This window comes from Acidobacteriota bacterium (assembly GCA_003696075.1).
In the GTDB taxonomy this organism is placed as follows: Bacteria; Acidobacteriota; Polarisedimenticolia; order J045; family J045; genus J045.
In genome coordinates, this window is the sequence record RFHH01000212.1 from 1 (window position 1) to 6799 (window position 6799).

The window sequence follows — 6799 nt, forward strand, 5'->3', positions numbered from 1 at the left end:
GCCCCCCGGACCGGCCCCGAGCGGGCCGCACTCGACCGGAGGCTCCGGGAGGCGGTCGCCTCGGTGCGGCGCCCGCCGGGCTACGCGATCGAACCGCCCGCCCCCGAGCGCAGCCGCCGCTGGTTCAGGGAGGTGATCCTTCCGGTCGTTCTGCTCCTCTACGGGGTGCTGGCGGTGACGTTCGAATCGCTCGTTCTGCCTCTCCTCGTCCTCACCGCACTCCCGCTCACGGTGGTGGGGGCGGTCGTGGCGCTCCTGGTGGCGGGTCTGCCGGCCGACACGATGGCGCTGGTGGGAGCGCTCGCGCTGCTGGGCCTGACGGTCAATCCCGCGATCCTCCTCATCGACCGCATGCAACGCAGGGCGCTCGGCGGCCGATGGGGAGCGGGCGCGGCGGCACTCGCCGCGGTCCGGGAGCGCACCCGTCCGGTGCTGATGACCTCGGCGACCACCATCGCGGGTCTCTGGCCGCTGGCCCTGGCGACCGGGCGGGAGAACGAAATCTGGCCTCCGTTCGCGACGGTGGTGATGGGAGGGCTGGCGACCTCGACCCTGCTGACCCTGCTGGTGATTCCCGTCGGCTTCGTTCTCCTCCGCCGGCTGGACGAACTCTTCGGCCGGCTGGGACCCTGGATCGTCATCGCGTGGGCGGTGGCGACCGCCGTGGTGGTGGTGCCGCTCGCCTGGAGCGGACTCGTCGCCTCGCTGACGTGGCGCGCGATCACGACCGCGCTCGTCGCAGCGGGCTGGCTCGGCCTGGCGGTCCTGCTCGCGCCCAAACCGCCGCCTCCCGAACCTCGGCTCGAGAGGAACGGCCCGCCGCGTCTCGAAGTTCGATTCCTGCACAAGACGTACGGCGGTCCCGGGCCGGTGGCGCGCGCCTGGGCCGCCCCGGAGGAGTTCGCACGCCGCGTTCTCGCGCGCGGCGGCAGGCCGTTCCATCCGGGCGACGCCCGGGCTGCGCTCGTGGGGCTGGCGCTGGCGGCGGCCGGCGCGCTCTATTTGGCGTTTTCGCTCGGCACCGGTTTCTGGCGGCTCGTCGCCGGGTTCGCCGCCGCCGGCCTCGCGGCGCGCGGCCTGATGGAGTTCCGGCGGGCGCGCGGACGGGCCGACGATCTCGGCCGGCCTCTCCCCGGCGGCCCGGAGGCCGTCCTCGCCGCCTGCGCTCCGTGGATCGTGTTCGAAGTCGCGGTGGAGCGGTGGTGGGTCGTTCCGGCGCTCGACGGCACGGCCTCCCCGGGCAGCGGTGAGTTCGTCCGGCGGGCGGTCCTCCTGTCGGTGGTGGGCGCGGTGGTCCTCGTCGTGCAGCTCGGGCGGCGGACGGCGGTGCGCCTCGCGAGGCAGGAGATCGACGCCGATCCGCGCTCGGGCCGCGCGCTGCGCCTCCGCCGCGCGTGGCGCTCGCTCGCGCGGCGCCTGTTCGGGCTCGGGTTGACCTACCGGCCGGTGGTGGCGCTGCGCGACGTTGGCTTCGAGGCGACGGGAGGAATGATCGGCGTTCTGGGGCCGAACGGAGCGGGGAAGACGACTCTCCTCCGCCAGATCGCCGGGATGCTCGAACCGAGCCGGGGCGTCGTGCGCCTCGGCGGGGTCGACGTCGGGCGTATCCGCCGGCAGCTCGCGCGGTACGTGGGCTACCTGCCGCAGGACTTCGGGCTTCCGCTCGACATGACCGCGCGCGAGTACCTCGACCTGTTCGCCCGCCTGTACGGGGTCGGGGATCCGGAGGCGCGGCGGAAGCGCGTGGAGCGGCTGCTGCGCGAAGTGGGGTTGGAGGACCGAGCGGACGAGCGTCTGGGGCGCTACTCGGGCGGGATGCGCCAGCGGGCGGCCGTGGCGCGGACGCTTCTCCGCCTCCCGCCGGTCATCGTGGTCGACGAACCGACGGTGGGGCTCGACCCGCGGGAGCGCATCCGCTTCCGCAACCTTCTCGCGCGTCTCGCCGAGGGGCGGATCGTCCTCTTCTCGACCCACGTGGTGGAGGACGTGGCGGTGGCGTGCGAGCGCGTGCTCGTCCTCGCCGCCGGGCGCCTGGTGTTCGACGGAGCGCCGGAGGAGCTGTCGCGGGTCGCCACCGGCCGGGTCTACGAGGTGGACCTCCCGCCTGAGCGCGCGGGGGAAGAGCTCCCGGGCCGGGTCGTCGACCGGTTGCCGCTCCCCGGCGGCGGGACGCGCGTCCGGCTCCTCGCCGCCGGGCCGCCGCCGGGCCTGCCGGCACGGCCCGTGCCGGCGACGCTGCAGGACGGTTACCTGCTGCTCGTGACCCGCGCCGCGGAAGGGGAGGCCGCATGATCCGGCCGGCTGCTGTTCGCGATGCCCTGCGCATGCTCCACCTGGCGGCCAAGCTGCTCGCGGGCCGCTTCTATCCCCCCGTTCCGGCCTTCGTGCTCGTTTGGCCGGCGCTCATGTGGCTGTTCCTTCTCGCGGGAAACCCGCCGAACGGCTATCGGCCGCCGCAGGCGCTGTCCTGGCTGATCGGGTTGCCGCTCGGGATGTTCGGCGCCGCGCTGGGGGTGCGGGTGATCGCGGGCGAGATCGACCGGCGGACGCTGGAGATCGCCTACACGATCCCCGGGGGCGCCTGGCGGTTGTTCGCCTGGAAGCTCGTCGCCGGCTTGCCGCTGATTCTGTGGGCCGAGGCGCTGCTGGCGGCGGCCGCCTTCCTTCTGTTCACCGACTTTCCCGCGGGCGCGCTGTACGGCGCGTTCCAGATCGGCTACTTCTACCTCGTCGTCGGCATGGCGGCGGGAGCGCTGGCGAAGAGCGAGATCACCGGGGCGATGATCGCGTTCGGAGCGGTCTACCTGGGATGGCTCGCCGGGTGGCTCCGCATTTCGCCCTTCTTCGACCCCACCGTGTGGACGGATCGCGACGACGCGACGCGGCTCGCTTGGGCCGTCCAGAACCGCCTCGGAATGCTGCTCGCTGCCGTGGCCTTGACGGCGCTCGCCTTCGGCCGCGCCGAGCGTCGCGAGCGGCTCTTGTCCTGAGGAGCGTCCGGGTCAGTCCCGCGGCCGCAACGGGCCCACGCGCCGTTCGACATCGCGCCGGAAGGCGGAGTCGCGGCGGTATCGACCCTGGCAGCGAAGGCAGACCGGACGCGAAGCACTCTCCCCGTCGCGCGGCGCCACCGCGCTCCGCGAGCGGGCCGTCTCCGGGCGCAGGTCTCCGCACACGCCGCACCGGAACTCCGGCGGGCGCGGGCGAAGCCAGGATTCGAGCGCCGCTTCCTCCCCGGGTCCCGGCTGCCGGAGGTAGCGTCCCGGCCAGTTCCGGATCCGCGCCGCGGCGCGCCGTCCGGCCGGAAACTCCCCGCGCCGGAGCGCCCCGGAGCCGTCGCTCCGCGGTCGGTCCGGGCAGCGCTCCGGACAGCCGCGCAGGCAGACGCCCAGCAAGAGCTCCTCGGCGGCGCGGATCAGCCATTCGACCAGCTCCGCGCGCGACGGATCGGACGGCGGACGCGGGAACCGCTCGCGCTCGGCGACTTCGACCAGCAGTCCGGCGAGGACGCCCCGCCATGCCCCGAAACCCTCGTCCGGGTCCGGCGGCTCGGGGACCTCGGCCCGCCACCGCGGGACCCACCGCGCGCAGGCCTGCGCCGCCGCCATGGCGAGATTCTGGAGATCGTCCTGATGCGGTCTTTCCGGCGCCGGGCGGAGCCAGGACCAGACCTCGAGCGCCCGGGAGAAGATCCAGGCGATATCCACCGCGAGCACGCGCCCGCGGGTCGGCGTGCGCGACGACAGGAGCAGGCAGGCGATCTCGCCGCGGCGCGGGATCTGGGAGCGCGGTGCCAGATAGCGGTGCGCCGGATGAAGCCCTTCGCTCGCCATGCGGCGGACGAGGGGCAGCTCGGCGAATCCTCCCGCGAGGATCCGCGCCGCCGCCGCCCCCGCCACGTCGGCCCACTCCTCCTCGCCGGCCGCCTCGTGGACGAGGGCGTTGTGGCGCAGCATGCGGGCGAGGCGTGCCGGTTCTCCCGCGCGCGCCAGCTCATGAACCGCCCGCGTCACGAGATCCTCCGGCGGCTCTTCGCCGGGCCGTCCGCGGCGGAGCCATTCTTCGCGGAGCGGATCGAGGATCCGATCGCCGGCGTCGTAGAACCATCCCCGGTATCCGGGGTGGCGGAGCAGGTCGCCGCTGCGCTCGGCCAGGGCGGGATCGGCGTCGCGATCCAGGGAGGGTGGCTCGGGGACGACATCCGCCAGCGGGTCGAGAAGCCGCCGCGCCGCGGCGTGGTCGCGCGGCGGGCGGCGGCCCCGGAGCCGGCCGCGCTCCTCCGCGGCTGCGAGCAGGCCGAGGGCCCGGTCGAGCGGAAGGCGGTGCATCGACGCGACGTCCGGGACCTCGTCGGCGCGGGCCGCTTCGCGGTCGTAGCGCAGGACGTCGCGGCCGCTCAGTCCGAGCGCTTCGCGCACGCCGCCTTCGGTGTCGAGCAGGAAGAGCACCGCCCGCGGCCGCGCACCGGGGGAGCGGAAATCGAAGCGGAGCGGGAAGGTGCCGGCGCCGTCGCAGAAGCCGAACCGTGCCGACCACCCTGCGGGCGCGAGGTCGGGAGTGCCGGAGGCGAGGCGGAGGCGGGCGTCGTCCAACCGCGCGGCCTCCTCGGCGGTCAGGGGCACGACCCGCGCGAGGGCCGCCCGGGCCGTCGGGTGCGGCGAGCGAGCCAGGGCCTCGATCAGGTAGGCCCGGAGCTCGGGATCCCTCTCGACCTCGAGGAGCATCTCGAAAACGGCCGTCCGCGAAACGGGCTCGGTCAGGGCCCGGTCCTGCATCGCGATCCAGCTCGAACGCTCCGATCGCGTCGCCGCCGCGAACAGCTTGGTGAGGGGACCCCTGAGGGCGGGCTCCTCGGCGACGTGCCGGGCCTGCCACCTGAGCACCATCTCCGAGACGTCACCCGCCTCGATCAAATCGGCGCAATCGCGGCCGAGGAGGACGAGAGCGCAGGCCACGCGGGCCGCGGAGGGAGCGCGCGGGTCGTTGACGACGTCGGCCAGCAGCCCGATGTCTTCGAGGCGAGCCAGCCGCCCCAGGAGATCGAGCGCGGCGATCTCGTCCTCCACCTTGTCCGTTTCGTAGAAGCGCAGGAGCGTCCGGAGCGCGAGCGAACGATGGCGCCGCAGCTCGCTGACCAGTTGCTGCGTTTCCGAGGGGAGCAGCACGGCGCGGCCGAGGAGGCGGCTCACGAGCTCCCGCACGCGCCGTCGCACGGCGAACTCGTCGCGGGGCGTCCTGTCGGTGTCGGCCATCGATCCGGAGGATAGCGGGGCCGGTGGCGGGCACCAAGGCGGTCGCGCGGCGCGGCCGGTCCCGAACGGCGCCGAAAGCGCGGAAACCCGGCCAGTCCGGCCCCGCGATTCGGCTCCCCGTCCGCCGGCATTCCTCGTAGGTTTTCGGCCATGGAAGGCCGCCTTCTCCTGCCGCTCCTCGCGGGCATCGCCGCCCTGGCCCTCGCCGCCTCGGCCGCCGACCGATCCCGCGCCACCGCCGGCTTCACGCTCCGGGCGGACCCCACCGGGGGGATCGGACCGGTCGCGGCCGCCGTGGCCACCGGGCGCCCGGTGCCCCTCGAGTGGGGCGAGCCGCCTCCCGGGACGAGGGCCCTCGCCCTGGCCTGGCGCGACGTCGACGCGCCGGGCGGGCGTTGTCTGGGGGTTTGGATCCTGCCGGCGGGGACACGACGGTTCGACCCCGGCGCGGTCGAGACGCCGCGGCTTTCCCCGGCCGCGTGGCTGACCCACCGGTTCGAGTTCGAGCTGTTCGCTCTCCCCGAGCCGCCGGGTTCAGGCTCGCCGCCGGCCGGCCGGGCGGCTCTCCTGCGCCGGGCGCTGGCGGTCGCCGTCCTGCGGATCGGCGGGGGTTGGTGGGGGGAGGAAGGCGGGAGCCGCCTCTCCGCCACGGCGGGCCTCGTGCAGCAACGCAGCGCTTCCGAGGATCGCGACGGACGCGTAGTGAAGCCCCCGGGCGAGGAACACCCCGGCCAGCGCCGGGCCGGCGGGTAGGCCGAGGGCCGCGAAGACGGCGGCCTGCGTCGCCTCGGCCACCCCGGCGCCGCCGGGGGCGTTGGACGCGGCGCCGGCGGACGTGCCGAGGACCACGGCGGCGACGGCGACCCACCAGGGAGCGGACAAGCCCACCGCGCGCAGAGCCGCGGCCTGGGCGAGTCCTCCGGCCAGGACGAAGCCCGCCCCCCCGGCCAGCCCCACGCCGAGCGCGCTCCGGTCGGCGGCGAGCCCGGCGGCCCCCCTCAGGGTCAGCCCGGCTGCGCGGCGCAGGCGCCCGCCTCCCGGCGCGGGACTGTGCGACCAACGGGCCAGATCCTCCCTGCGGTGCCGGAGCCATCCCCAGCCGACGGCGAGCGCGGCGAGACTCGCAGCCAGGCCGGACAACAGCGCGGGTCCCGCCGCCCGCGGGCCGCGGAGAACGAGCGCGGGGCCGAGGGCCACCGCACACGCGGCCCACGCGACCGCTTGGCTTCCCTGATCGGCCAGGTTCGCGGCCAGGTGGGTCGCCAGACGGCCCCCGAACCGGCGGCGGGCGAGCTGGGCGCGGAGCAGGGAAGCCGCGGGCCGCATTCCCGGCAACCCGAGGACGAGCAGCTGCGAGCCGGCCACGATTCCCGGGTAGGGGCGGAAACGGCACTCGGGGTGGAGCCGGCGGCTGATCCACCACAGTCGCGCCGAGAAGATGCCGAGCCGGATCGCCGTCAGCAGGCCGGCGGCGGCGACCCATCCGGGCGACGCCCGCACGAGCCGGCGCACCAGCTCCCCCGCACCGGCACCCCGCACCTGCCAGA

At 75.3% G+C, this 6799-nt stretch carries 4 protein-coding genes; 2 read left to right on the top strand and 2 right to left on the bottom strand.

Annotated features, from left to right (window positions below; all coding sequences use genetic code 11):
- Both D6718_13365 and D6718_13370 read left to right on the top strand, forming a co-directional pair.
- Positions 1–2292 (top strand): ATP-binding cassette domain-containing protein (locus D6718_13365; protein RMG42808.1); only part of this gene is annotated, 2292 nt, incomplete at its 5' end.
- On the top strand, positions 2289–2990 hold the full coding sequence (locus D6718_13370) for a hypothetical protein (protein RMG42809.1): 702 nt from the start codon (positions 2289–2291) through the stop codon (positions 2988–2990). The genes D6718_13365 and D6718_13370, both read left to right, overlap by 4 nt.
- Before the next feature lie 12 nt (positions 2991–3002).
- Here D6718_13370 and D6718_13375 read toward each other — a convergent pair whose 3' ends face one another.
- Both D6718_13375 and D6718_13380 read right to left on the bottom strand, forming a co-directional pair.
- Positions 3003–5252, bottom strand: a complete 2250-nt coding sequence (locus tag D6718_13375) for a hypothetical protein (protein RMG42810.1) — start codon at positions 5250–5252, stop codon at positions 3003–3005.
- Between the two features lie 534 nt (positions 5253–5786).
- Entirely contained in the window at positions 5787–6791 is a 1005-nt protein-coding gene (locus D6718_13380; GenBank protein RMG42811.1) for a UPF0104 family protein, read from the bottom strand.
- Positions 6792–6799: the final 8 nt, after the last annotated feature.